This is a genomic window from Nitrosococcus oceani ATCC 19707, assembly GCF_000012805.1.
GTDB lineage: Bacteria > Pseudomonadota > Gammaproteobacteria > Nitrosococcales > Nitrosococcaceae > Nitrosococcus > Nitrosococcus oceani.
On the sequence record NC_007484.1, the window covers coordinates 71695 to 94842 of the forward strand.

The 23148-nt window shown below is 50.1% G+C and carries 21 protein-coding genes and 3 pseudogenes; 17 read left to right on the forward strand and 7 right to left on the reverse strand.

Annotated elements, in window-relative coordinates:
* Positions 1-181 precede the first annotated feature (181 nt).
* Positions 182-724 (reverse strand): annotated as a pseudogene (locus tag NOC_RS18010) (IS5 family transposase); the annotation flags it as partial.
* Between NOC_RS18010 and NOC_RS16380 the strand changes: the two are divergent.
* The 6 genes and pseudogenes from NOC_RS16380 to NOC_RS00590 form a co-directional block, all read left to right on the forward strand.
* Positions 718-1223: pseudogene (locus NOC_RS16380) on the forward strand (IS982 family transposase); the annotation flags it as partial. The pseudogenes NOC_RS18010 and NOC_RS16380 overlap by 7 nt on opposite strands.
* Before the next feature lie 74 nt (positions 1224-1297).
* On the forward strand, positions 1298-1630 hold the full coding sequence (locus NOC_RS00565) for an IS630 transposase-related protein (protein ID WP_155814701.1): 333 nt from the start codon (positions 1298-1300) through the stop codon (positions 1628-1630).
* 1 nt (position 1631) lies between these two features.
* On the forward strand, positions 1632-2129 hold the full coding sequence (locus tag NOC_RS00570; RefSeq protein WP_168023432.1) for an IS630 family transposase: 498 nt from the start codon (positions 1632-1634) through the stop codon (positions 2127-2129).
* Between the two features lie 659 nt (positions 2130-2788).
* A complete protein-coding gene (locus NOC_RS00580) occupies positions 2789-3052 on the forward strand; it encodes a hypothetical protein (RefSeq protein WP_002812286.1) in 264 nt (87 codons plus the stop codon).
* A gap of 32 nt (positions 3053-3084) precedes the next feature.
* Complete coding sequence (locus NOC_RS00585) at positions 3085-3465, forward strand: IS630 transposase-related protein (RefSeq protein ID WP_011330221.1); 381 nt, start codon at positions 3085-3087, stop codon at positions 3463-3465.
* Entirely contained in the window at positions 3395-3931 is a 537-nt protein-coding gene (locus tag NOC_RS00590) for a transposase (RefSeq protein ID WP_256998780.1), read from the forward strand. Before NOC_RS00585 ends, NOC_RS00590 begins: the two co-directional genes overlap by 71 nt.
* Before the next feature lie 360 nt (positions 3932-4291).
* Here the strand turns inward: NOC_RS00590 and NOC_RS00595 are convergent, their stop codons facing one another.
* The gene (locus tag NOC_RS00595) at positions 4292-6142 is read right to left on the reverse strand and encodes a 3'-5' exonuclease (protein WP_036498009.1); all 1851 of its coding nucleotides are present in this window, start codon (positions 6140-6142) and stop codon (positions 4292-4294) included.
* A 283-nt stretch (positions 6143-6425) separates the two neighbouring features.
* Positions 6426-6533 (reverse strand): annotated as a pseudogene (locus NOC_RS18515) (IS630 transposase-related protein); the annotation flags it as partial.
* A 121-nt stretch (positions 6534-6654) separates the two neighbouring features.
* Between NOC_RS18515 and NOC_RS00600 the strand changes: the two are divergent.
* Positions 6655-7674, forward strand: a complete 1020-nt coding sequence (locus NOC_RS00600) for a tellurite resistance/C4-dicarboxylate transporter family protein (protein ID WP_002813963.1) — start codon at positions 6655-6657, stop codon at positions 7672-7674.
* A gap of 44 nt (positions 7675-7718) precedes the next feature.
* Here NOC_RS00600 and uvrA read toward each other — a convergent pair whose 3' ends face one another.
* The 4 genes from uvrA to NOC_RS18315 all read right to left on the reverse strand — a co-directional run bounded on the left by uvrA (position 7719) and on the right by NOC_RS18315 (position 15071).
* A complete protein-coding gene (gene uvrA / locus NOC_RS00605; protein ID WP_002814051.1) occupies positions 7719-13322 on the reverse strand; it encodes an excinuclease ABC subunit UvrA in 5604 nt (1867 codons plus the stop codon).
* A gap of 55 nt (positions 13323-13377) precedes the next feature.
* Positions 13378-13983, reverse strand: coding sequence for a DNA-3-methyladenine glycosylase (locus NOC_RS00610; RefSeq protein ID WP_002812620.1), 606 nt, complete (start codon positions 13981-13983; stop codon positions 13378-13380).
* A gap of 232 nt (positions 13984-14215) precedes the next feature.
* Positions 14216-14521, reverse strand: coding sequence for a tyrosine-type recombinase/integrase (locus NOC_RS18310; RefSeq protein ID WP_081430936.1), 306 nt, complete (start codon positions 14519-14521; stop codon positions 14216-14218).
* Positions 14442-15071, reverse strand: coding sequence for a tyrosine-type recombinase/integrase (locus NOC_RS18315; protein ID WP_002812343.1), 630 nt, complete (start codon positions 15069-15071; stop codon positions 14442-14444). The genes NOC_RS18310 and NOC_RS18315 overlap by 80 nt, the downstream gene beginning before the upstream one ends.
* 19 nt (positions 15072-15090) lie before the next feature.
* Between NOC_RS18315 and NOC_RS00620 the strand changes: the two genes are divergently transcribed.
* The 10 genes from NOC_RS00620 to NOC_RS00665 all read left to right on the forward strand — a co-directional run bounded on the left by NOC_RS00620 (position 15091) and on the right by NOC_RS00665 (position 23059).
* The gene (locus NOC_RS00620) at positions 15091-16044 is read left to right on the forward strand and encodes a hypothetical protein (RefSeq protein ID WP_147094525.1); all 954 of its coding nucleotides are present in this window, start codon (positions 15091-15093) and stop codon (positions 16042-16044) included.
* Between the two features lie 90 nt (positions 16045-16134).
* Positions 16135-17037 (forward strand): sulfotransferase domain-containing protein, encoded by a 903-nt coding sequence (locus NOC_RS00625; protein ID WP_002814242.1) that lies wholly within the window; start codon positions 16135-16137, stop codon positions 17035-17037.
* 159 nt (positions 17038-17196) lie between these two features.
* Positions 17197-17460 carry a BrnT family toxin gene (locus NOC_RS00630; RefSeq protein WP_011330226.1) on the forward strand — a complete coding sequence of 88 codons (264 nt, stop codon included), beginning with the start codon at positions 17197-17199 and terminating at the stop codon, positions 17458-17460.
* Entirely contained in the window at positions 17450-17719 is a 270-nt protein-coding gene (gene brnA, locus NOC_RS00635) for a type II toxin-antitoxin system BrnA family antitoxin (protein ID WP_002812971.1), read from the forward strand. The genes NOC_RS00630 and brnA overlap by 11 nt, the downstream gene beginning before the upstream one ends.
* Before the next feature lie 64 nt (positions 17720-17783).
* Positions 17784-18074 (forward strand): BrnT family toxin, encoded by a 291-nt coding sequence (locus NOC_RS00640; protein ID WP_036497825.1) that lies wholly within the window; start codon positions 17784-17786, stop codon positions 18072-18074.
* The gene (locus tag NOC_RS00645) at positions 18052-18288 is read left to right on the forward strand and encodes a BrnA antitoxin family protein (RefSeq protein WP_002813145.1); all 237 of its coding nucleotides are present in this window, start codon (positions 18052-18054) and stop codon (positions 18286-18288) included. The genes NOC_RS00640 and NOC_RS00645 overlap by 23 nt, the downstream gene beginning before the upstream one ends.
* 165 nt (positions 18289-18453) lie before the next feature.
* Positions 18454-19173 (forward strand): SIMPL domain-containing protein, encoded by a 720-nt coding sequence (locus tag NOC_RS00650; RefSeq protein ID WP_011330228.1) that lies wholly within the window; start codon positions 18454-18456, stop codon positions 19171-19173.
* A gap of 910 nt (positions 19174-20083) precedes the next feature.
* On the forward strand, positions 20084-21202 hold the full coding sequence (gene nirK, locus NOC_RS00655) for a copper-containing nitrite reductase (RefSeq protein WP_002812613.1): 1119 nt from the start codon (positions 20084-20086) through the stop codon (positions 21200-21202).
* A 542-nt stretch (positions 21203-21744) separates the two neighbouring features.
* On the forward strand, positions 21745-22056 hold the full coding sequence (locus NOC_RS16540) for a hypothetical protein (protein ID WP_081430937.1): 312 nt from the start codon (positions 21745-21747) through the stop codon (positions 22054-22056).
* 283 nt (positions 22057-22339) lie between these two features.
* Positions 22340-23059: a ZIP family metal transporter gene (locus tag NOC_RS00665; RefSeq protein ID WP_172633708.1), complete on the forward strand. Its 720-nt coding sequence runs from the start codon at positions 22340-22342 to the stop codon at positions 23057-23059.
* Positions 23060-23148 lie beyond the last annotated feature (89 nt).

Sequence of the window (23148 nt, forward strand, 5' to 3'; positions counted from 1 at the left end):
TGAGGAAAGTTAAGCAGGGGGCATACGTCCTTCTTATTGCACCGCCTTGCCCCTAAGTTCCCTTGCCTTGTTGGACAGTGGTGTAAGGGGAGACATGATAGTCAATAAGGCGCCTTGTCCATAGGCATGGTAAATGCGGCAGGCCAGATCCAAGGCCGCTAGGTTTTGTCGTCATGAGATAGATGCAGCGAATTTGGATGGCGGCGAGGAATGAAGCGGTATTTTTGGCATAGCGTGTGGCGATGCCGCGCCATCGCTTGAGGTGCAAGAAAGCGTTTTCAGTGAAATGTTGCCACTGATAGAGATCCGGGTCATAGGCTCGTTGTCTCTTCCGGTTTTTTCGTGGTGGAATGACGGGGGCCATGGTGCCTTGCTATTTTGTCTGCTCGATAACGAGATTGCTGTCATAATTTCGGTTTGCCAGCAAATGTTTTGCGCTTATTGCCGAGATGAGTTCGAGGGCCTGCGTGCAATAATCCGCTGTGGTATCTTGCGTAACGACAACTTGGACCGGCAGACCATGCGCAACCAACGGCCAAATGTAATTTCGTGCTGAGCCCCCTTTTGTGTGGCTCATATCCTGATTTTCCCCCTTGGCCCCTGTCGCACGGGGATGCACCTTGAGATAACTGGCATTGATCATCAGCCACTCAAAGTCCAGATCATCGACCAGCTTCTCCAGCAACGCCTCCCAGGTGTCCGTATCACGTCAGCGGCAGAATCGATAGCCATCGGGTGTTCAAAAAAATCGCCAAGCGGGACAAAATATCGATGGGCTGATTTTACGGCTTTAAGCTTCATCGGGCGGTCAATGATCGGGGCGAACTGCTCTCTTTCCACGTGACCCCAAGCAGTGTCGATGACCTCCACCCCGTGCCCCATCTCACCCTGGCATCTCAGGAAAACTCTTTGGCGATAAAGGCTACATTTCAAAACACTTATTCCAAATTCTCTTTGAAAAGAGTTTTCAGTTGGTGACTCCCCTTCGAAAAAACATGCACAATCGGCTCTTGCCTCTGTTCGATAAGCGCTTGTTGCGCAGGCGCTCTCTTATTGAAACTATCAATGACCAACTCAAAAATATTTCCCAAATTGAGCACGGCCGCCATCGCAGCATCGCTCATTTCATGGTCCATTTAGTCGTTGGGATTATCGCCTATACCCATCAGCCGCTTAAGCCCTTAGTTAATCTGACTAACCAGCAACTTATGCTCTTGGAATAGAAAAATATGGAGAAAATTATATCTAAATTTATAGATATTGAGACATTTGTGTTATATTCATTCATACTGTTGTGATGAGATGTTCAATTGATTTGCGCAAACGAGTAATCGATTTTGTAAGGGGCGGTGGAAGCAAGGCGGAAGCGGCCCGGAGATTTCAGGTAGGCCGCGCGAGCATTTATCGCTGGTTGTCGCAGGATGATGCGCTGTGTTACGAGCGTCCCGGCCCTCGCCGTTCACACAAGCTGGACTGGGAGGCTTTACGGGTCCATGTGGAAGACAAGGCTGATCTCACCTATAAAGAACGCGCCCGGCATTTTGGCGTTTCGTATTACTGTATTTGGCATGCGATGCACAAAATGGGGTTAACCCGTAAAAAAAATGACGGGGTACACGCAGCGCTGTAATATGAAAAGAAAGAGCTTTCTTCGTCTTCGTGAACGCTATCGCCGCCGCGGCAAAAGATTTGTCTATCTTGATGAAAGCGGTTTTGAGCCGGAGGTTTCCCGTCGTTACGCTTACGCTCCAAAGGGGCGGCGTGTTTATGGTCTGATCTCCGGTCATCGCAGACCGCGAACCTCTTTATTGGCCGCCCGTATGGATGAAGGCTTTGAAGCGCCGTTTCTATTTGAGGGAACCTGTAACACGGCTGTGTTCAATGCATGGCTGGAAAAAGAGCTTTGCCCCTTGCTCAACAGCAACCACATTGTCATCATGGATAATGTTCCGTTCCACAAAGCCGTTTCTTCACGTGAAATCATCAAAAAAACAGGGGCGGGAATTTTATTCCTCCCCCCTTATTCCCCTGACTTTAACCCCATAGAAAAAGACTTCGGAAATATCAAAAAAATCAGAGAATACAACGAACACGAAACCCTTGAGAATATCGTTGCAGCGTATCAGTAATTATAGATTTAGCTATAATCAAGTACACTGCAGAAAATGGCAGGTAATATGACAAAGCATGAAAGCATGCTTTTTAGCAATTTAAGTTTAGGTTAGTAGAGATAAAAGAAGGGTGGTTAGCCTTTTGCTATTGAATTCAAAGTAGTTCAGGAGGAGAAGCGGAGCTGTGTGAACGATATGAGCGCCACTTTAGGGTAGAAGTACAAGGGCTAAGCGTTTAAGGGCAAACTATCGCAGAAAAGGTCCCAAATTGAAGACGCGGTGTTGAGATTTATGGATGAGAGCGGCGCCAGTCTGAAGCTAACCTGACCTTTGCCCGCATCCCTCGATATGAAAAACCTATAGGAACGAAACAACATAGAAGAATTATTAAAGGGTTTAAAGGACACTCAAGGGACACTTGGAGATAAAAAACAGCAATAGATAGCAACAAAAGGGAATAGAGTTAAAGAATTAGTTTATTGATTTTATTGTTGTATTTTTTTGTAGCTTGTTGTGAACTATTGGCTTCGAGGGACTCATAATCCCTTGGTCGCAGGTTCGAGTCCTGCTGGGCCCACCATTAAAATCAGTGCGTTAGCAGTTCTCTCTGGTGAGCCCCATGTTCCAAGGGTACAGTTTCGGTACAGTTCCGATCCTTCAGCCCTCTGGAGATTTACATGGCCACCATCGTCAAGACCCTATCTGGTAGCTGGAAAGCCGTTATTCGCAAAACCGGCTGGCCGACTACCGCCAAGACCTTCCGTACCAAGCGCGACGCCCAGGACTGGGCACGTCGCACCGAAGATAAAATGATGCGCATCTATATCCAGCGCAGAGCATCGGAGCGCATGACCCTCGAAGCGGCGCTCAAGTGTTACTTAGCCGATGTCACCCTACCAAGAAGCCGAGCACCCAGAAAAGCAAACGCCATAAGGCTATAGCTAATCCATTATAAATTGATCATACTTATTAGATGACTTACTCATCTGATTTTCACTATAAAGTTCTATCCGTTCGCAAGAAGGAAGGAGTTACCATTGCCGAGGCGGTGTCTGGGTTTTGTGTGGGCGTAGCGAGCGTTACACGTTGGCTAAAAGGGCCTGAGCCTAAACCGAGCCGAAATAAACCAGCGACAAAAATTGACATGGACGTAATGGCTGGTGATATGTTCGGGACAATCCGGATGCGTATCAATACGAGCGAGCGCAGCCGTTTTGGTGTGCGTGTTCAGGGAATCAACTATGCTCTGCACCGTCTGGGCGTTAGCTATAAAAAAAAGCTTGATGCACCCAAAGGGATGCGAAGGCGCACGGCGCGCCTTCCAGACTCTCATCACATGGCACAGACTGAATAAACGCCCGATTGTCTACATTGATGAGAGCGGTTTTGCGCACGACATGCCACGGACACACGGTTATGCGCCCAAGGGGCTACGGTGTTTTGGAGAGCGAGACTGGGATGCCAAAGGGCGTACCCATGCGATGGGGGCCTTAATCGGTAAAGCATTACTGAGCGTGGCTTTGTTTAGCGTGGCTTTGTTTAATGTGAATGTAAATGCAGATGTTTTTACCGCGTGGGTGGCACAGGATTTATTGCCTAAACTACCCGCGCAAAGCATTGTGGTGATGGATAATGCAACCTTTCACAAACGCGAGGATACGCAAAACATGATCCGAAACGCTGGAGATGGGCTGCTTTACCTACCTGCATATTCCCCAGATTTAAACCCCATCGAACAAAAATGGGCGCAAGCCAAAGCTTTGAGAAGGCAAACACACCGCTCAATTGATGAAATCTTTACAGAAAATCAATTTATATGACGTAAGCTATAGTTCTTAAGTCAGTGCAAAAAATGCTGCTGAAACTAGCTTTACAGATGGCTAGAGATGACTATGAGGAGCGTCGCAGGTGGCAACAGGACAGTATTGAGCTAGCAAAAGAAAAAGGGCTCTTTACGGGAAGGCGTCCGGACAAGATGTTACATGAACGTATCAAGACTCTGTGCTTAGCGAATTTTTCCATTGCGGAGACGGCCCGTATTGCCGGCTGCAGTGAAGCTTCGGTTAAGCGTGTTTGGTCAAAGCGTAATAATAAGAAAAGCACTAATAATCCTGCCCGATCGACACGCAACCCGCCACTTCTTCAACGGCTTACGAAGCCCTGCTTGTTTGCTGCTTTTATCAGGCCGAGGCGAGCTCTGTTAGCCGCTGGGTGTACCAGTTTGGCTTGCAGCTGGTTACCAGCAGCCGGCGGCGAGCGCGGGTCATGCCGACATAAAGCAGTCGCGCTTCCTGAGCCAGCCGTTCCTCGTCGTTGCTCAATGCCCCGAGACCACACAGCAGCACGGTATCGAACTCCAGCCCCTTGCTGCTCTGTCGACTGAGCAGCACCACTTCATCGGCCTGCGGGTCGTAGCTGCGCTTGTCGGCAGACTGTTGCAGACAGCGGCTTGGGATGCTGGCTTCGCGCAGGGCGTCATAGAAGAGACGCCCCTGCGAGTTGCCAGTATAGACCACCGCGATACTGTTCAAGCCGCTACCCTGGCTACGCCATGTCTGGATGCAGCGCACCAGATAGCGCGCTTCATCGCGGGGGCTGCTGAGGCGACGAAACGCCGGCCTGGGCCCGCTCACCCCGGCCACCTCGGGGGCGATCAAAGGAATATGGTCATCATCGGCATCGTGAGCTTTCAGAAAATCCTGGGCGAAATCATAGGCGAACGTCAGGATTTCCCGGGTGTTTCGATAGTTCAGCTTGAGAATAGTGGTGCGCCCGCGGGCCTGGACGCCAGCCGAGGAAAGCGGGAATTTCAGCGAGCTCTTCTGATAAATGGACTGGGCATCGTCATAAAGCAGCAGCAGCGAGTTGGTGTCGGGATCGACCATCTGTACCACCAGCTTGAGCCAGGCCTGCTCGAAGTCGTGGCCTTCGTCGATCATCACCGCGCCGTATTGTGCCCGGGGAATGCGTGACTGATCGACTGCCCGAATGACGCTTTCCACCTGACGCTCCCAGATAGGGCCTTTTCCCGGCGCCAGGTCGGCCTGATAGGTCTTCAACTGCAGGCTGCACCACTCATGGAAATGGTGCACCTTAACCTTCTCGCTGATTCCCTTTTCGGCGATGAAGCAGCGCAGGCGCGCTGCCAGGGTGATGTTGAAGCACAGCACCAGGATCGGCTTGCTGATGGCCTGGGCCAAATGCAGGCAGCGGTAGCCGAGTATCAAGGTCTTGCCGGAGCCGGCAACGCCATGAATGACCCGGTGGCCGTCGCCCATGCTTCTGGCCAGCTGCTCCTGATGCAGATCCATGACGCGAACGATATTGGGGACGAGGTTGCTCGCGGGCTCATCCTCCGCGGCTTCATCGTTACCGAAGAGATCCGTTGTGGGGGCATCGATGCGCACTTCCGGGAAGAGCTGCCAGCGGATCCGGTCGAGCTGCGGGACGCTGAACTGCTCGCCGAACCGGTAGTCGAACATGTTCCAGAGCCGCTGCTGGAATGCCTCCGGGTCGGCGGTGGTGAGCATCTCGTCCTTGCAGATCACGCGATGCGCCGGCAGCAGGATTTCTTGCTCTGCCTCGGGAATGGCTTGGTTCCACTGCCGACGCGTGATATTGGGAAAGACCACACCGTGCCCATAGGGAAAGCATAGCTTGCCGCGGTAGCACTTATCGCTCTGAGTCAGCTGAGGGTCGCGCTTCAGCTGGTCGATGGCGGCAAAGGCACATTGGCGAGCTTGAGCCAACGGGTTGCTGACCGTCTTGCGGCCCTCTTGGGTATCGATCACGACGCTGTCAGGGGTGATCGAGCGAATGGTTTCGATTTTCCAGTCCTTGACCTCGAGAAACAGCAGGCCGCGAGCGGGATGCAGAATGATGAAGTCGGGATAGCGACGCCGGCGTCCCAATGGAATGTCGTACCAGACGAGATAGTCTTCTTCCAGCAGGCTGTCAAGCCGGCGACCGAAACGGCGCTCGCCGCGAGTCATCCGGGGGATTGTGGTGAGTGCTGGAATGAACGTGGCCATGGTGTCGAAATTCCGGTAGCGGGCGATCCACCCGATGTTAAAATTCACATTTGCTAAATCACTTTAGGGGGCGCGGCATTCCCCTTCAATCAGAAAAATCGGAAGTGGAGGCGATAACTTGAGCGCGGGACAGGAGTCCCGCGAGACGGCTTTAGAGGTCGTGTCCCGTGTATCATGTCCATTTCACTTTATACCCGCGTTTTTTACGGTGCCTAATGTGATTGAACGGGCGTGTACACTCAACATTTGCGCACGCTCATGCAAAGATATGTCAGGATGTTCCTCAACAAACAGGCTTCTTCAAAGCAGCCTCATCAATCTTGCGATGGCGCAGGCCATATTGCTGAGGATGAAGATCATTAGCATTGAGCCAACGGTAAAGCGTGTTCCGGGGAAATACAAAAGGAGTTTTGCCAGTCTATTAAGCTAGAAGAATTTTTTAGTTATTTATGAACTCCACCAACCGAAAGGCACCTATTCGGCAAGCTTCATCGAGCCATCCATTCAAAAATATGAAAGATTTGTCTCCAGCCTCGTTTGGTATGGTAATGGCAACGGGTATCGTCTCTCTTGCTGCTCATCTGCTGGCGATGCCGGTAATCGCGGATATTTTATTTCGACTGAATATCATCACCTACGGGGTGTTATGGCTACTTACCGTGGCACGCTTGGTTGGTTATCCGCGTTACTTCTTTACTGACTTATCCGATCATTCGAGTGGACCAGGGTTTTTTACGATGGTTGCCGGCTCTGGCATTCTGGGAAGCCAGTTTGTGGTTCTTTCGGGCAATATTTCTATGGGGCTGGCCATGTGGTTTGTCACCATCGGACTCTGGCTCGGGACAACCTATACAATCTTTACGGCTTTTACGATAAAGAGAGAAAAGCCGCTCCTCAGCCGAGGTCTTAACGGCGGCTGGTTGCTCGCGGTAGTTGCAGCGGAATCGATAGCGGTACTCAGCGCATTACTTGCGAATCACGCGAGTCAGTCCTATGAGTTAGAACTGAATTTCCTGGCATTTTTAATGTGGTTGTGGGGCGGTATGTTGTACATTTGGATAATATCGCTTATTTTCTACCGCTATACTTTTTTTCTTTTTTCTCCTAAGGATTTCTCTCCTTCCTACTGGATTAATATGGGGGCAATGGCGATCTCCACGTTAGGGGGATCTTTGCTAGTTTCCAACGCGGCCAATGCGCCTTTTCTGCACTCGCTGCTGCCCTTCATCAAGGGGTTTACTCTTTTCTATTGGGCAACCAGCACCTGGTGGATACCCATATTGTTGATTCTCAGTGTATGGCGCTATGCTTGTATGCGTTTATCGCTGAATTACGATCCGCTCCACTGGGGCGTGGTTTTCCCTCTTGGGATGTATGCTGCCAGCAGTCATGAGATGGCCACGGTGATGGCATTAGAGTTCCTCAGTTTTTTGCCCCCGCTATTTTTGTACGCGGCGCTGCTGGTATGGGTAGTGGTATTTGTTAGCTGGATTCTTACTCTATTGCGCCGTATTGGCATCTGTTGCTTCTAAATATTAAAAAACCATGTTCGTGGCCTTGATACAATGCAATGCCCTCAATTTATGGCACGGCGCGTTTTTAAAAAACGGGTAAGGAATTTTGCTGTATAAGAATTTTTTTTAACTTTTGCAACGGTCTCTGGTGTTCCTTGGGCAACAATTTGCCCCCCGCCATCACCTCCTTCCGGACCCAGGTCGATAAGCCAGTCCACCTCGGCAATAATGTCCAGATTATGCTCAATGACGATCACGGTATTGCCCACTTCCACCAACTGGTGCAAAACCCGGATAAGTTTTTCCACATCCGCCATGTGGAGTCCAATGGTGGGTTCATCCAAGAGATAAAGGGTGTGCTGATTAGCACTACGATAGGGATTCAGAGGGGCCTTGGCTAGCTCCGTCACCAACTTAATTCGCTGGGCCTCGCCCCCGCTGAGGGTCGGACTCGGTTGACCAAGGCTCAGGTAGCCTAATCCTACCGCTTGCAGCAACTGCAAAGGCCGATGAATTCGTTTATGGGCGGCAAAAAACTCAACGGCTTGATCAACACTCAGGGCTAAAATCTCACCAATGTTTTTGTCCTTGTAGCGGATCATCAGAGTTTCTTGGGTAAAACGGGCTCCGCGGCAGGATTCGCAGGGAACGGTCACATCCGGTAAAAAGCTCATTTCAATTCTTTTTACGCCCTGACCCTCGCATTCTGGGCACCGGCCTTCCTTGGTATTAAAGGAGAATCGGCCTGCTCCATAACCCCGGATACGGGCCTCCGGCGTGTCGGCAAACAAACGCCGGATAGAGTCCCAAAAACCCACATAGGTAGCCGGACAAGAGCGGGGCGTTTTGCCAATGGGGGTCTGATCGACTTCCAGCACCCGCTGGATAGCTTTCCAGCCACGAATTTCCTGACAGCCCTGAAAGGTGGTAGTCTCCTTATGTTGGGCCGTCTGCTTTCGATTCAGCAGGCGCAGGAGGTTCCCATGGAGCACCTGCCGTATCAGAGTACTTTTGCCACTGCCGCTCACTCCGCTCACCCCCACCAACTGTCTTAGGGGTAAACGGAGAGTTAGACTTTTCAAATTGTGCAGGGAAGCTCCCCGAATCTCCAGGTGGGCTTCGGCTGTTTCGGGGCGGCGCTTTTCCATGAGGGGATGGGGCAAGGGTTGGGCCAAGCAGCGCCCGGTGACGGATTCTGGATGTTGGAGCAGTGCTTCCACCGTGCCCGCAGCCACCACTTTGCCTCCATTCACCCCGGCCCCTGGCCCCAAGTCAATGACATGTTCGGCCCGCCGGATAGTGTCTTCGTCATGCTCCACCACCACAATGGTATTGCCTTGGCCCTCCAGCTTGCCCAAGGTATTCAGAAGCATTCTATTGTCCCGGGGATGAAGACCGATGGTGGGTTCATCCAGGATATAACATACACCCCGCAGGTTGGAGCCGAGCTGGGAAGCTAGGCGGATACGCTGGGCTTCCCCACCGCTGAGGGTTGGGGCGGCCCGGTCCAGCGTTAAATAAGACAATCCCACCTCTCTGAGGAATTTCAACCGAGTTCGCAGCTCGGGCAGGATATCTCGGGCGATGTCCGCCGCCCGCCCTTGCAGCTTCATGGACTGAAAGGTGGCCTCGGCCACTGCTATTGGCATGCCGGTAAATTCAGCAATATTCCGCTCCTGGAAACGCACCGCCAGGGCTTCGGGCTGCAAGCGCTGTCCCTGGCAAGTAGGGCAAATTTGGCCCGGATTTCCCTGCTTCTCGGCCCATTCTTTTTCTTCCCCGGTTTGCTCTCCATCAAAATTGGGCAGCACCCGCCCGGTGCCATAACAGCGGGGGCACCAACCTTGTGGGGAGTTAAAGGAGAACAGGCGAGGGTCCAGTTCTCCAAAGCTGCGGCTACAACTTGGACAAGCCCGTTGAGTTGAGTAGAGAATCTTCTGCTTCTTTTGGGGAAGAAGAATTTCCACCCTGCCCTGGCCCAGATTAAGAGCCTGCTCCAGCAGGGCATGGAGTTCTTTTTCTGCTGCGGGGGTAACCTTGAGCTCTCCTACCGGCAATTCAATGGAGTGTTCCTTGAAGCGATCCAACCGAGGCCAGGGATCTGTGGGAAGCAGCGTCCCATCCACCCGCAGGTGGGTAAATCCTTTGGCGGCAGCCCATTTGGCTAGCTCGGTATAATAGCCTTTGCGGGCGACGATCAAGGGGGCCAATATCCCCAAACGGCGGTTCCGATAGTCCCCCATAAGCCGGGCCTGGATAGCCTCTAGGGTTTGGGCCTCAATGGGAATTTTGCAATCGGGGCAATGTTGCTGTCCCAGCTTAACGAAGAGCAGGCGCAGGAAATGGTAAATCTCGGTGAGGGTGGCTACCGTGCTCTTGAGTCCCCCTCGGCTGGTACGCTGCTCGATAGCTACTGTGGGTGGAATACCAAAGATGGCGTCCAGATCGGGACGGGCAGCCGGTTGAACAAACTGCCGGGCATAGGCATTAAGAGATTCCAAATAACGGCGCTGCCCTTCGGCAAAGAGGATATCAAATGCCACTGTACTCTTCCCGGAACCGGAGATGCCGGTAATCACGGTAAGGCGCTCCCGGGGAATTTGGACATCAATATTCTTTAAGTTATGCTCCCGGGCATTATGGATATAAATGAACCCATTGCCTTCTGCTGCCGCGCCCGATTCCTGGGGGGCAGCCTCGGTTTGAGCAGTTCCGCAGGCTGTCCTGTATTGTGCGGGCGCTTCGCCCACGGCAGAGGCAGCCTGGAAGATCTCATCAAACGCTTGGGCGTGGTCCCGCAAAGCCTGGCCCGTGTGACTATGCTGGGACCGGGCGACCTTCTGGGGAGACCCCATAGCGATCACCTTGCCTCCGCCTTCGCCCCCCTCGGGCCCTAAATCAATGATCCAGTCCGCTGCTTGGATTACCTCCAGGTTATGTTCAATGACCACCAGAGAGTGACCTTCCGCCAGTAGGCGGTAAAAGGCTTGGAGCAAGGTGGCAATATCATCGAAATGGAGGCCCGTTGTGGGTTCGTCAAGTAAAAACAGCGTGTTGCGGCCCTGTTTATTCCCCCGCGCCTTGGCCAGGTGTCCCGCCAGTTTAAGCCGCTGGGCTTCGCCTCCACTTAAGGTGGGCACCGGCTGACCCAATGTCACATAACCCATCCCTACTGCTTGGAGAGGTTCGATTCCCCGCTTGATCTCCGGGTAATCGGCGAAAAAATCTAGGGCTTCGGCCACCGTCATGGCCAGCACCTCGGCAATGGATTTGCCCAGTCCCTGGGCCGAAGGTTGCAGTTTGACCTCCAGTATTTCAGGTCGGTAACGCTGACCATTACAATCGGGGCAGCGCAGATAGATATCGCTGAGAAACTGCATTTCCACCTGCTCAAAACCACGGCCGCCACAGGTGGGACAGCGTCCCTTCCCGGTGTTAAAGCTAAAGGTGCCGGCATGATAGCCTCGCTCCTGGGCCAGGGGCTCGGCGGCAAAGGCTTTGCGCAGGCCATCCAGGGCGCCCACATAACTAATGGGATTAGAGCGGGTGGTTTTACCGATAGGGGATTGATCCACCAACACTACCGTCTGAATATGTTCATGGCCTTCAAGGGCTTGATGACGGCCGGGTGTGCCCACCGGTTTGCCTTTGAGCTTGCGTAATCCCTTATACAGAATTTCTTGAATCAGGGTGGATTTACCCGAACCGCTAACGCCGGTCACGCAAACCAGGCCATTGAGGGGAAAGCGGACATCAATATTTTTGAGATTGTGCTCCGCAGCGCCCCGGATTTCCACATAGGCCGACGCTGGGAGCTTTCTGGTTTTACGACGTTCGGAGACGACCCGCTTTTTACCTGTCAAGTATTGGCCGGTGAGGGAACGTTTGGCTTGCATCAATTCCTGGGGAGGGCCGAAAAATACTTGTTGACCGCCCCGTTCTCCCGGTCCAGGCCCCAGATCTAAAATGCGGTCGGCGGCCAGCATTATCTGGGAATCATGCTCCACTAGGAGCAGGGAATTGCCCGCATCCCGCAGGCGTTGCAGTATCCGGATGATGCGCTGCAAATCACGGGCGTGTAAACCAATGCTCGGCTCATCCAAGACAAACAAAGTATTGACCAGGGAAGTGCCCAAAGCAGTGGTCAAATTGATCCGCTGCACTTCTCCCCCGCTTAAGGTCCGTGATTGACGGTCCAACGTCAGATAACCTAGCCCCACCTCCACCAGATAATTGAGCCGGGAGCGAATCTCACCTAGCAGCAAATCAGCAGCTTCGTCCAAAGGAGCAGATAGGGTAAGCTGAGCAAAAAATTGCTGGCAGCGTTTAAGGGAAAGCTGCATCACATCATGGAGGGTCAGACCAGGTAAAGCCGCCAATCGCCGCTGGGAGAATCGTACTCCCGCAGGCATAAACCGTCTTTTGTCTGGTAATACCTCGTCGGCGCCGGCTTTGGTTCCCAGCCGCCACAGCAAGGATTCGGGTTTGAGGCGCGCCCCCTGGCAGGTGGGGCAAAGATGATAAGCCCGGTATTTAGACAACAGCACCCGGATGTGCATTTTGTAGCTTTTGCTTTCCAGCCAGTCGAAAAAACGCTGGACTCCATACCACTTATTTTCCTCCCATTCCCCTTCTCCCGCCAGCACCCAATGCTGCTGCTCAGGGGTAAGCTCGCGCCAGGTGAGGCGAGTGGGAATCCCCCGCTTGCGGGCAAAACGCATCAAATCTTGCTGACATTCTTCATAGCTGGCGCTCTGCCAGGGTTTGATGGCCCCCTCGGCCAGGGTTTTATTTTCATCAGGTACCACTAAATCATAGTCAATCCCCATGGTCCGGCCAAAGCCCCGGCAGGTCCCGCAGGCCCCCAAAGGGGAGTTAAAAGAAAACAGGCTAGGAAAGGGGTCCTGGTAGGCGATATCACATTGGGGGCAGTGGAGATCAGAAGAAAAGCGCCAGGGCTGTTGAGGTTGGCGGTGCTCATCTAGGGGATAAACCGTAACATGGCCACGGCCATGTTTGAGAGCCGTTTCCAGGGCTTCCATAATCCGCTCCCGCCGGCTCGGCTCCAAGCGGACCCGATCCTGAATTGCCTCTAATACCTGATCATGCTGGTGATGGAAGCGAGTATAGCCCTGCCGTAGGAGCTGGTCTTTTACTTCCTGGAAGGAAAAATTTTCGGGAACGGTAATCTCAAAAGTGATTAAGATCCGGGGAGTGTCGTCTTGTTCTTGGGAGTGAAGAAGAAGCTCCTTATAAATACCCTCCGGCGTGTCCCGCCGCACCCCTTGCCCGCAGCCCTGGCAGTAAAGTTTTCCGGCCCGGGCAAATAAAAGCTTCAGATGATCATTCAACTCCGTCATGGTCCCTACAGTGGAGCGGGAGGTCCGGACCGGGTTGATTTGATCGATGGCAATGGCCGGGGGAATTCCCTCGATACGATCCACTTGGGGCTTGTCCATCCGATCCAGAAATTGCCGGGCATAGGGGGAGAAGGTTTCCACATAGCGCCGCTGCCCCTCGGCATAAATGGTGTCGAAAGCCAGAGAGGATTTACCCGAGCCGCTGACTCCCGTGATCACAATCAGCTCATTGAGGGGAAATTTGAGATTAAGCCCTTTAAGGTTATTCTGCCGTGCGCCCTTGACCTTGATAAATGCTTTAGACATTAAGACTCCGCGAAATAGGAACGGCATGTTCCTCTAATATTGATGTAGAGTTTAGCTAGTTTTGCTGGCGGGGCTGGAGTTGGGAACGGCAGCTCACCCAGGGATTATCCGGGATCGCCAAGCGCCAGGGAGCATCCCGATGTTCAGGATGGGCATAGGCAATCCCCACCCGCGGCCCCGCCAATAGCGCTGCCACCGGGGTTCCCCGGCGGACCTCCAGCCCCCCCGGTTCATAAAGGGGATGATGATTCCAGCTTAAATCCAGCCCCAACGCCGCGCCCACTTTTCCCGGCCCGGTCAGTAAGCCTGGCTTTATTTTACCCCGGCGGCGGCGCTGGATGAGATCAAGGCCGGCTACCGGCTCGCAGGCGCGAATCAATACCGCCGCGGCCTGTCCTTCTTCCCCTGTCACCAGATTAAGAAGATGATGGATGCCATAGCACAGATAAAGGTAGACTCGCCCCGGCGGCCCCCAGAGGGGTTCATTCCGCAAGGTCTGGCCATGGCGGCCATGGTTGGCGGTATCCTCCGGCCAGCGGTAGGCTTCCACCTCCGTGATCCGCAACACCACCTGTTCCCGGCAGAGCGAGGCCCCCAGCAAATCGGCGGCCACCTCCAGGGCATCCCGGGCATAGAAGCGGGGGGGTAGTAGATCTGTCATAGCCAAGACACAAGTACTAAAGCCACCAAAATTCCTAAATATTACGGGCAAGTGTTCAAAGGGGAAAGACTGCTTTAACCTGGGGAGGGGATGAAATAACCAATCTCAAATATTCCCGGTGCTCCCCACGCTGAGGGTAAGTAGCTTTGTTATTTGTTAAATGAAGCCCAGAGGGATTTGTTTATATTATAAAGCAGGCGGCACCATAAAGAAGGATAGATTAGGACGTAAACTATCCCTCCAAATCGTCCAATGGACTTGTCACCCCATGACCGCCCTGATTTAAAACATGGGTATAAATCATCGTCGTTTCTAAATCACGATGTCCAAGCAAGTCTTGAATCGTTCGAATATCAATGCCGCGTTGCAGCAAATGCGTGGCAAAACTGTGCCGAAAGGTATGTGCAGAAACTCGCTTAGTAATACCCGCTTGTCGAACCGCAGCCTTGATCGCCTTATTAATCAGCGATTGATCTATATGATGGCGTCGAGTCAAACCCGACAGAGGATCTACCGATAGCGAACGGGCCGGAAACACATATTGCCAGCCCCATTCCCGTTCGGCATGAGGATATTTTTTTGCCAGCGCATACGGCAAATACACTGCACCGAAGCCGTCGGCCAAATCCTGCTCGTGAATCGCCTTGACCTTTTCTAAAATGATTTTGCAGTAACGGTATCATGGCCGCAGAAAGCGGGGTTACCCTGTCTTTATCGCCCTTACCAGAGCGCACGGTAGTCTGTTTATAATCGTAATCGAGATCCTGCACCCGCAACCGAACGGCCTCGCTAATCCGTAAGCCGCTGCCGTATAACAGTTTCACCACTAACTGCGCCACGCCTTCAACCCGTGGCAATACTTGCCTGATCTCGTCCAACGACAACACTACTGGCACACGCCGACTGGTTTTGGAGCGAATGGCCTCGATACGCTTGGTCAGCGGCATATCCAGAACCTGCTTGTATAAAAACACCAACGCATTTTTAATCCGCTCGCAATAAGAGCGCTCGGTGTGCAGCGAATAATGCTTGAGCCGCATGATGCGGCGAACATCTTCCAGCAAGGTTGGCGATTTGATTCTTGACATCAAATAGTTAGTGGCTATAGTGAGGCAAACTATCATTATACACGTATTCTTTCCAAGCAAAGAGTTACTGGAGAATCATTTTTATGGCTCCAAGTTAGTCCGAGAAGGTTTTCCTGAATATAAAAACAGACTGCATTGTGGCGCCCACCAACTTGAACTTGTAATGTTCTCTGAAGAAGTCCTTTCGCGTTATTTTGACCACCCAGAGTGGTATGAAATTGATGACTCATTATCTGGAGGGCATATATGGGCGAAATCAGAAGCCCCTGAAAACCGATACTTGTACGTGAGGCATGGAAAGCGAAAGCTAGATAATGGTCAGGCAGCAGTCACAGCGATTTTTAAAGATTTGTATGCTATGAGCCCTGAAGAACAAAGACATTGGCATGCATATGAATTAAGTGAAGCGAGGTTTGATAGTAATGATCCAAACTTTGCTCGATTCGTTGCCCGAACATATGACGGCGCTTGGGTTGACTTCCCTAAGCCACTTCAAGAGGTATTAAACCGAATTACTGAAATTAACCAATTATTCGGTGAAGAGCTACTGTTCAAAAAGTGCCAGAACGATCACTTTAGGCCACCCGTAGAAAATACAAGAAAGTCATACTACGACAGCTGTAGTGAATTCTATAAGTTGATTGGCCCTGATAGTTTAAATCAAAAACTAATCAAAAATATCCTAAAGAAGGAGTTTTCTATTGCGGATGTTGAGCTGATACATACAGAATCAAAAAGACCACTAGGTACAATCCAATTGCTTGAATTGCTTGAAGAAAAAATGGGTATTGATGGAGTTATTTCCAGCCAGATTAGGTTGATCGGCAAAGATCGCATGGAGGCAGATCACAAGATTACGTCTTCAGTTATAGAAGAGCATAATTTTACAGAAGAGTTTATTTCTCTCTGCCAAAATTTTTCTTGTGCAGCCAATCAATTCAAACAGAGGCTCCAGCAGCATGCACTCACATAACAATAGCATGTTGGCGGACTGGTTTTCCGCTGCGCTCCAACCCAGCCGCAAATGCGGGCGTTATGCGTAAATTAAAGCGGAGGGAAAATTATGAACAAAATCGGATTTCCAACAAAAGAAAAAGAACTCCATAATCATCATATCGATTCTACAATATGGAATGATCTCAGGTTTCGAGACGACGATATAATTATCTCGACCTATGCCAAAGCCGGAACAACCTGGATGCAGCAAATCATTGCTCAGCTGCTGTTTAATGGTGCAGAAGGATTGGATGTCGCGGAGATATCGCCTTGGGTCGACCTCCGAGTCCCGCCCAAGGAAGTCAAACTTCCCTTAATCGAAGCCCAGTCACATCGACGATTTCTAAAAACCCATTTACCTGTGGACGCGTTGGTATTTAGCGACAAGGCAAAGTATATCTACATTGGCCGAGACGGTCGCGATGTTGTATGGAGTCTTTATAATCATCATCTGAATGCTAATACAGCCTGGTATGAGGCGCTAAACGATACGCCTGGCAGGGTCGGACCACCAATCGAGCCCCCACCTTCCTCAATTATTCAGTACTTCAACGACTGGCTTGACAATGACGGCTTTCCTTTTTGGTCATTTTGGGAAAATGTTCGTAGCTGGTGGGAAATTCGGAATTTACCTAACGTTCTCTTGGTGCACTTTGCAAAGTTGAAAGAAGACATGCCGGGAGAAATTCGTCGAATATCCGAGTTCATCGATACACCAATAGACGAATCCAATTGGGAAAAAATATTGCGACACTGCAGTTTCGATTACATGAAGACCAATGCAACCAAGAGCGTGCCATTGGGCGGAGCTTTTTGGGATGGCGGCGCAGAAACTTTTATCCATAAGGGAACAAATGGTCGTTGGCGGGAGTTACTCTCGGCGGAAGATATCGCCCGGTATGATGATCGTGCCGTGTCTGAAATCGGAAGCAATTGCGCACACTGGCTCGCAACCGGCGAATTAAGATAGTGAAATAACTTTAGCGGGCACGATACGCATAACAATCGCATGCAGTCCGACAAATTTGCCGCGCTTCGCTTACAATTTTGCGGCTGATGCGGGGCGTTAGCAGTTGCACTAAGCCTTCCACATCTTGCAAGCTGAGTAAAAAAGGAATAATTTATACTCATGGATGAGTTTGAATTCGACGAAGCCAAAAGTCAGGCCAATCTGGATAAGCACGGTATTAATTTCGTGGCCGCCCAAGGTCTGTGGAAAGACCCATGCCTGCTGGAAATACGAGCAAAATCAGAGGGTGAGCCGAGGTTTCTGCTGATAGGCAAGATTGGCGAAAAGCACTGGTCGGCTGTCGTCACATACAGGGAAGCTTGTATTCGTTTGATTTCAGTCAGGCGCTCTCGCAAGAAGGAGATTGAACTCTATGAAAGCTAAAGACTTTGATAAAAAATTCGACGAAGGCCAGGAAGATATTATTGACGACCTTGATCTGTCCACAGCCCGTCGCACCAACCTGGAACAAAAGCGAATCAACGTGGACTTTCCTGCCTGGGTCGTAGAGTCGTTGGATCGAGAGGCCGCGCGTATTGGCGTTACCCGCCAATCAATCATCAAGGTGTGGCTGGTTGAGCGCCTTCAAGCAGAATCTGCTAACAAGCCGCTCAATGGTGACGCCTCAGGCGGCGCACATTAGCGGAGCGTTCGCGCCAGAAGATCGGCATATGGCGAAATAGCCATATTTGGGCTATCCTCATTCTATGAACGAATCGCACTTCGAGTGGGATGAGGCGAAGAACACCGCCAATCAGCGTAAACACGGGGTTTCGTTCTACGAAGCCCAGTACGCCTTTCTCGATCCAAAGCGTGTGATAGCTGAAGATCTGAGCCACAGTCAGAATGAGAAACGGTATTACTGCTTTGGCACTAATCGGGAAGGCACCGGTATTATCACGGTTCGGTTCACGTATCGATCTGGCCGCATTCGAATAATTGGTGCGGGTTACTGGCGCAAAGGTAAGAAGGTCTATGAGCAAGCGAATTCGGTATAGCGAAGAACCGATTGGTGAGATTAAGCTAGTGCCAGATTTTCTTCCGTCTCCCGAAGAGTTGGCACTGAAGAACGAGCAAACGAAGGTCACTATTTCGTTGAGTTCCGAGAGCGTTGCCTTTTTCAAGGAAGAGGCGAAGAAGCATCGTATGCAATATCAAAAAATGATCAGGCAACTGCTCGATGAGTACGTCGCGCAGCAGAAGAGGCGCTAACAAGTCGCTACAGCGGACTGCCTACGGCGGCCTCTGAGCTCAAGCGTTCGCGCCGCTGCGCATCGCGAACAACCGTTCGACTGGCAGAACCTCCTGCATCATCAGATGCCGCACACCTATTACCTAGGAGAACCCGCCAGTCAATTCCCCGATAAGGAGATATTAATGACGGAATCAAATAAAAGTAATGCGATCGTGCTTGGCGTTTGTCTAATTATAGCCTTATCCTCTCTCGGCTATCTTCTTGGTAATGCCGCTATTAGATTTAAGGAGTACGAGCGAACAGTTACCGTAAAAGGACTATCGGAAAGGGAATATAGTGCAGATATCGTAATCTGGCCCATCCAGTTCAGTACCGCAAGTAATGATCTCGAAGAGATGTATAGATCCATAGATGCAAGCACTGAAAAGATAAAATCGTTTCTTGAAAGCGCTGGCGTTAATGCTGATGAAATCTCATATTCATTGCCTGCGATCACCGATAAGTCAGCGCAACAGTATGGTAATCAAGCTAAATCTGAATTCAGATATACCGCCTCCCAAACAGTAACCGTTTATTCCAAAAACATTAATGTGGTGCGAGACGTTATGGGAAATATGTCTGATTTAGGAAAGCGGGGAATTGTATTTACTGGCGGTGATTATCAATCACAAACTGAATATATTTTTACACGCCTAAATCAGGTGAAGCCTGAAATGATCGAAGAGGCGACAAGGAAGGCCCGTGAAGTTGCAGAGAAATTTGCCGCCGATTCTAAAAGTACTTTAGGAAAGATTAAATCCGCCTCTCAAGGGCAATTTAGTATTAGTGCCAGGGATAAGAACAATCCTCATATTAAAAAAGTGAGGGTGGTTTCAACAGTTGCTTACTATCTTTCAGACTAATTAAATTTAAGCATAACAAGAGCATGCAGATGGACACAGTGCCCGCTGAGCGTGCCCTGCGCCGCTGATGCCGGACGCTGAGGGATCCCCACAAAACTACGCCAAATTCCGTTCACGCACATAATCTGGGAATGATTCCCAGGACTGAATCAAGTCAGTACAGTTAATTGGGTAATCAGGTTGCCTGATGAGGGCGGCAGCAAGAAACAAAATGGATAGGACGTTACGATCACGTACGGTGTTGGCTTGGAAATGGCGGTGCCATTGGTTGCGCTTGGCATGGCAGCCAATCCACCATAGACATCATGTGGCCAGTGCACCCATCAAAAGGAGGAGATTGAGTCGTTCGATATTCTTCGAACAACTGATGGTAATACCGAATCCGTATTTATCACTCTTTAAATCATGGAAATACTCCTCGATAAAGGCCAACCTTGGATCAACACCATTATCAGTTGCGATAAACAATCCAACCGGGCTTGATGCCAGGGCAAAAAGCGCTTAAGTTCTCGGGCAAGTACATGAGCCGTGTTCATCAGTTCGTGATCCAGGTTCGTTTAGTCTCGGACCTGCTATCATAGCTCTACGGCTCATGTACTACACAAACCATAACTGACTGACCATACTAATAATATCTCGGTTTTGCACCGTACTAAGGAAAAACCTTATGAAGGTAAGCACAAACGCCGGGTTTCAGGATCCGGCGGCGGTATTTGCAAACCCAAACCACATGCATATTGCAATCGATAAGCGCTGTGCCCGGTAGTAATGACTTCCATAAGCCCACAACATACCGCCGCTAGGCTCATTATCCACGGCTAAACCCGTGGTGTTCTGCCAGTCAACTCCCCGATTAGGCGTTTGAGTATCCCTTTTGTTTAAATTTTTTAATTTACCTAGGAGATAAAGAATGAAAAAGTTAATAAAGTATTTTGCTTTCTATCTAGCGACATTTTCATCGGTTTTGTATGCTGATGGAGAAGCATCATCTTATATTGCTAATATTGGCACCCATGCAAACTTAAAAGATCTAGAAAGAGTGAGGCAGGAATTAGTTGCGCCGCCACATTTGCCTGATCATCAACAAGCCTATTCTGGAAAGCCTCGAATTGTAGAAATAGAAATGGTCATTGAGGAAAAAGAGGTGGAAATAGAACCCAATGTTTTTGTTCAAGCAATGACCTTCAATGGTACCAATCCAGGGCCTATTATTGTTGTTCATGAGGGTGATTACGTCGAGTTAACACTTAAAAACCTTGATACAAACATGTTGTTACATAATATCGATTTTCATCCTGCAACAGGTGCATTGGGTGGTGGCGCGCTTACTAAGGTGGCTCCTGGTCAGCAAGTAACATTACGATTCAAAGCAGATAAAGCTGGAACTTATGTCTATCACTGTGCTCCAGGCGGGCTAATGACTCCTTACCATGTTGTTTCAGGTATGTACGGCGCGATAATGATTTTTCCAAAAAAAGGTTTAAGAGATCAAAATGGGAAAAAGGTTACCTATGACAAGGCTTATTATGTTGGTGAGCAAGGTTGGTATATTCCAAAAGATAAAAATGGAAAGTACAAACGATACGCAAATGCAATAGAACCTTATGGTGATACTTTAGAGGTTATGCGGGGACTTGTTCCAACACACGTCACATACAATGGGTCGAAAGGCGCTTTAACGGGAGACAATGCAATGAAGGCCAAGGTTGGTGATTCAGTCTTGTTTATTCATTCGCAAGCCAATGAAGATTCCCGTATTCACTTAATTGGCGGACACGGAGACCTAGTTTGGCCAGGTGGCTCTTTTAAGAATACTCCTATGGTTGACAAGGAAACATGGCATGTAAATGGTGGAGAATCCGTCGCTGCACTTTACACATTTAAACAGCCAGGGCTTTATGCTTATCTCAATCATAATTTGATTCAAGCGTTTATGCTTGGCGGCGCTGCTCATGTGAAGGTAGATGGTGAGTGGAATAATGATCTAATGGAACAAGTTGTTAAGCCTAGTCCTATTAATGCAGATTGATACACCTAACAAGAAGAGGCAGCAGATGCTCTGCACCGCTGCGCGGCGTGAATCGGAGATACTGCCATATGAAATTGGCAATGCACTATCTATCATGATCAAACGAAAACGGCTTACCCATAATGAAGCACTGTCAGCGTTTAAAATAACGAGCCTGATTCACGTAAGGCTTGTTGCTATTGACATTCAGCAGGCATTAAAACTGGCATTTGAATTTAATATCTATGCTTATGGTGCGTACTTTTTGCAGTGCGCTCAGTCCTTATCGTGTCCGCTAATTACACTGAATAAACGCATGAAACAAGTTTCTGTCCAGGACATTCTGAATGCAATCCGAGACTCTAGAAAGGGCTAACAAAGCGCTCTAGCCGGCCAAAAATCTCTAAATCTCTGCGCGCTTCTTAGCCGGCTGGAGATCAAAAAACAAGCGCTACATAACAAAATACCCAACATGCTTGTGGTTAAAGAATCAGCATAACAAAAATAAGGGATACCTATATATTGTTGCCTATCTTGTTTTTATCCGCTACTAGATTACCACCATGACACAAGCGCGTTCGATTCAAATCAGCCTCGTCGATACGCCGTACTACCACCGCCTCGCCCGTTGTGTGCGCCGTGCATTCCTGTACGGCGTCGATGACTTCTCCGGTCGCAATTACGAACACCGCCGCCCATGGATTGTTGACAAGCTCAGGAGCTTATCGTCCGTATTCACTATGGACATCTGCGCCTACGCCCTGATGAACTATCACTCCCATGCCGTGCGGGTCGATGAAGACACGGCGGGGCGCTGGGAAGAGGACGACGTTATGGAACGCTGGAGCACTTTGTTTAGCACACCGGAGAAATAAAACTAAATTTGTTCGTATTATTGAAGAGACCACAAAGTTAAAATCATGCGAGATAGGCAATTTTCATGACTTGGATTTTATGTATCCAGATTCTGAAAGCGCGTATAGTATATTGCAGTCAGCAGGTGCAGATTTAATAGCTGATCCAGTTGGCGTGGCAATGGATGATTAGTATCGTAAGCGAAGCATAAAAAACGCATAACAAACACATTAAATTCGCTCCCTTTGGTCGCCGGACGCCCGCTAGCTAGCGTCGTTTATGGGGGCATTATACCTAATAGATATGCCTGAATACGTCTACATCATATTGTTATCGCTTCTCGCTGGGGCTGCTATGCCGGTTGGGGCTTTGCTTGCTCGCCTTGATGTTATGCATCCCGCATTTTTGAGGCAAAAGTCTCGGCAGTTTATGGTTGCTTTCGGCGGTGGCGCGCTTATATCTGCTGTGGCACTCGTCTTAGTGCCTGATGGGGCCAGTAAACTATCACCTTTAACTGCAGCCTTATGTTTCGGAGCGGGAGGAGTTTTCTTCTACCTCCTCGATATGCTTTTAAATCAACTAAAAAGCTCAGCCGGTCAGCTAGTTGCCATGCTTTCCGATTTTATTCCGGAAGCTATTGCCCTCGGAGCCGCTTTCGCCGTTGGTGAGAGCACTGGTTTGATTTTAGCGTTGCTTATGGTTTTACAAAATCTCCCCGAGGGGTTTAATGCATACGAGGAATTAGAAAATTCTGCCAAATTAGCCCCGAACAAAATACTAATGGCGTTCGCCAGTTTAGCTCTTGCAGGCCCTGTCTCCGCACTCACTGGGTATTTCGTTCTTGCAGAGTCGCACCAATTTGTAGCGGGATTAATGCTATTCGCCAGTGCAGGCATTCTTTATTTGGTTTTTCAAGATATTGCTCCCGAGTCCAAAGCAAAAAACAGTGGTTTTCCAGCACTTGGAGCAGTCGCAGGGTTTATGCTTGGTCTAGTGGGCAACATGCTAATCGTTCCTGCTTAGGTATAACGCCTGCCTTCAGCCGGCCCACTTTCCGCTACTTCCCTTCGGTCATTCGCTCCAAGCAGTATTGCCTTTGCACTGCCCTATTA

Excerpts from the sequence above, each read along its gene's own strand:
- NOC_RS00570 (WP_168023432.1), top strand. The coding sequence starts at position 1,632 with ATGAAAAGAAAGAGCTTTCTTCGTCTTCGTGAACGCTATCGCCGCCGC.
- NOC_RS00585 (WP_011330221.1), top strand. The coding sequence starts at position 3,085 with ATGACTTACTCATCTGATTTTCACTATAAAGTTCTATCCGTTCGCAAG.
- NOC_RS00650 (WP_011330228.1), top strand. The coding sequence starts at position 18,454 with ATGACGGAATCAAATAAAAGTAATGCGATCGTGCTTGGCGTTTGTCTA.
- nirK (WP_002812613.1), top strand. The coding sequence starts at position 20,084 with ATGAAAAAGTTAATAAAGTATTTTGCTTTCTATCTAGCGACATTTTCA.
- brnA (WP_002812971.1), top strand. The coding sequence starts at position 17,450 with ATGAAAGCTAAAGACTTTGATAAAAAATTCGACGAAGGCCAGGAAGAT.
- NOC_RS00565 (WP_155814701.1), top strand. The coding sequence starts at position 1,298 with ATGAGATGTTCAATTGATTTGCGCAAACGAGTAATCGATTTTGTAAGG.
- NOC_RS00665 (WP_172633708.1), top strand. The coding sequence starts at position 22,340 with ATGCCTGAATACGTCTACATCATATTGTTATCGCTTCTCGCTGGGGCT.
- NOC_RS00595 (WP_036498009.1), bottom strand. The coding sequence starts at position 6,142 with ATGGCCACGTTCATTCCAGCACTCACCACAATCCCCCGGATGACTCGC.
- NOC_RS00600 (WP_002813963.1), top strand. The coding sequence starts at position 6,655 with ATGAAAGATTTGTCTCCAGCCTCGTTTGGTATGGTAATGGCAACGGGT.
- uvrA (WP_002814051.1), bottom strand. The coding sequence starts at position 13,322 with ATGTCTAAAGCATTTATCAAGGTCAAGGGCGCACGGCAGAATAACCTT.
- NOC_RS00640 (WP_036497825.1), top strand. The coding sequence starts at position 17,784 with ATGAACGAATCGCACTTCGAGTGGGATGAGGCGAAGAACACCGCCAAT.
- NOC_RS00580 (WP_002812286.1), top strand. The coding sequence starts at position 2,789 with ATGGCCACCATCGTCAAGACCCTATCTGGTAGCTGGAAAGCCGTTATT.
- NOC_RS00645 (WP_002813145.1), top strand. The coding sequence starts at position 18,052 with ATGAGCAAGCGAATTCGGTATAGCGAAGAACCGATTGGTGAGATTAAG.
- NOC_RS00625 (WP_002814242.1), top strand. The coding sequence starts at position 16,135 with ATGAACAAAATCGGATTTCCAACAAAAGAAAAAGAACTCCATAATCAT.
- NOC_RS00590 (WP_256998780.1), top strand. The coding sequence starts at position 3,395 with ATGCACCCAAAGGGATGCGAAGGCGCACGGCGCGCCTTCCAGACTCTC.
- NOC_RS00610 (WP_002812620.1), bottom strand. The coding sequence starts at position 13,983 with ATGACAGATCTACTACCCCCCCGCTTCTATGCCCGGGATGCCCTGGAG.
- NOC_RS00630 (WP_011330226.1), top strand. The coding sequence starts at position 17,197 with ATGGATGAGTTTGAATTCGACGAAGCCAAAAGTCAGGCCAATCTGGAT.
- NOC_RS18315 (WP_002812343.1), bottom strand. The coding sequence starts at position 15,071 with ATGTCAAGAATCAAATCGCCAACCTTGCTGGAAGATGTTCGCCGCATC.
- NOC_RS16540 (WP_081430937.1), top strand. The coding sequence starts at position 21,745 with ATGACACAAGCGCGTTCGATTCAAATCAGCCTCGTCGATACGCCGTAC.